The organism is Albidovulum sp., assembly GCF_041919395.1.
In the GTDB taxonomy this organism is placed as follows: Bacteria; Pseudomonadota; Alphaproteobacteria; order Rhodobacterales; family Rhodobacteraceae; genus Albidovulum.
The window spans coordinates 1-1,915 of the sequence record NZ_JAYRTX010000196.1 but is presented as its reverse complement, the minus strand read 5'-3'; the positions used below and the strand labels follow the sequence as shown (position 1 = coordinate 1,915).

Sequence of the window (1,915 nt, the reverse complement as noted above, 5' to 3'; positions counted from 1 at the left end):
AATGCCGTCTGGAAGGCGCTTCTGGCCGACTACGAGGAACCGAGCCTCGACCCCTCCGTCGCCGAGGCGCTGGACGATTACGTCGCCCGCCGCAAGGCCGAGGGCGGAGCACCGATGAACTGAGGCGAGTATGACACCGATCCGCAAGACATTCCCCCACGAGGTCGAGATCGTCGAGAACCTCTTCGTGCCGATGCCCGACGGCACGCGGCTGGCGGCGAAGCTCTGGCGGCCGCGGGGGGCGGGGCCGGTGCCCGCGATCCTCGAATACCTGCCCTATCGCAAGCGCGAGGGGACAAGGGCCCGCGACCAGAAGATGCACGCGTGGCTGGCCGGTCACGGCTATGCCTGCGTCAGGCTCGACATTCGCGGCACCGGCGACAGCGAGGGGCTGATCGACGACGAATACACCGAGCAGGAAATCCGCGACGGCGGCGACGCCATTGCCTGGATCGCCGCGCAGGACTGGTGCGACGGGCAGGTGGCGATGTACGGGATTTCATGGGGCGGGTTCAACGGCCTCCAGATCGCGGCGCGCCGGCCACCGGCGCTGAAGACGATCATCACCGTCGGCTCTACGGACGACCGCTATGCCACCGACATCCACTGGGTCGGCGGCTGCCTGTCGAAGGACAATTTCGACTGGTCGGCGACGATGTTCGCCCATAACGACCTGCCGCCCGACCCCGAGATCGTCGGGCCGGCGTGGCGCGCGATGTGGCAGTCCCGGATGCGCCACAACAGCCCGTGGATCCTGCACTGGCTCGCCCATCAGCGCCGCGACGGCTACTGGAAGCACGGCTCGGTCTGCGAGGATTTCTCGCGCATCTCGATCCCGGTTCTTGCGGTCTCCGGTTGGGCCGACAACTATTCCGAAAGCGTGCCGCGCCTTCTTGCGGGGCTTTCCGGTCCCCGGCGCGGGCTGATCGGGCCATGGGCGCATTCCTTCCCTCACGACGTGACCGTGAAGCCCGCGATCGGCTGGCTGCAGGAGGTCAGGCGCTGGTGCGACCACTGGATGAAGGGAACGCCGGGCGGGGTCATGGGCGATCCGATGTACCGGGTCTGGATGCAGGAGAGCGTGGCGCCCTCGACCTGCTACCGCGAGCGTCCGGGCCGTTGGGTGGCCGAGGCGGTGTGGCCCTCGCCGCGCATCGAGCACCGGGTGCTTCACCTCAATCCGCGCGGCCGGCTTGACGATCACGCGGGCGCGGCGGCGGGTGTCGCGATCGCGTCGCCTCTCTGGGTCGGGCTCGCCGCCGGCGAGGTCGGGCGCTACGGCGACGACGCCGAATGGCCGACCGACCAGCGCGAGGATGACGGCGGTTCGCTCGTATTCGTGACCGAGCCCTTGGCCGAGCGAACCGAGATACTCGGGGCACCGCAGTTGCACCTGCGCTTTTCCTGCGACAGGCCCCTCGCGCTCGTCGCGGTGCGGCTCAACGATGTCATGCCGGACGGAAGGTCCACCAGGGTGACGCTCGGCTGCCTCAACCTCACCCACCGCGACAGCCACGAACAAGCGAAAGCTCTTGTGCCAGGGCAGGTTTACGACGCGGTGATCGACCTCGACGACATCGCCCATGCCTTCCCGGCCGGCCACCGCATCGCGGTCTCGCTGTCGACGACCTACTGGCCGATCTGCTGGCCCTCGCCGGAACTGGCGACGCTAACCGTCATGACGGGCGAAAGCAGGCTCGAGTTGCCGGTCCGCCCGCCCGATCCCGCCGACGCCGCCTTGCGCGCCTTCGACCCGCCCGAGATGGCCGCGCCGCCGCCCTCGGTCGATCTGCCGGTCGAGACCCGGGTGCGCCGGTCCGTCCGCCGCGATCTTCTGACAGGAGAAATGGTCGTCGACTTCCCGCGCTGGACCTCCGCGCGCGAGATGCCCGACATCGGCCAGACCATCACCGCC

2 protein-coding genes are annotated in these 1,915 nt (G+C 69.0%); both read left to right on the top strand.

Translation table 11 applies throughout. The features are described 5' to 3' along the window. Positions 1-123, top strand: a 123-nt coding sequence (locus tag ACMUOO_RS17340) for a trimethylamine methyltransferase family protein (protein WP_413855822.1), incomplete at its 5' end; no start/stop codon positions are given. Between the two features lie 7 nt (positions 124-130). Continuing rightward, a partial coding sequence (locus tag ACMUOO_RS17335) for a CocE/NonD family hydrolase (RefSeq protein ID WP_413855821.1) occupies positions 131-1,915 on the top strand: 1,785 nt, incomplete at its 3' end.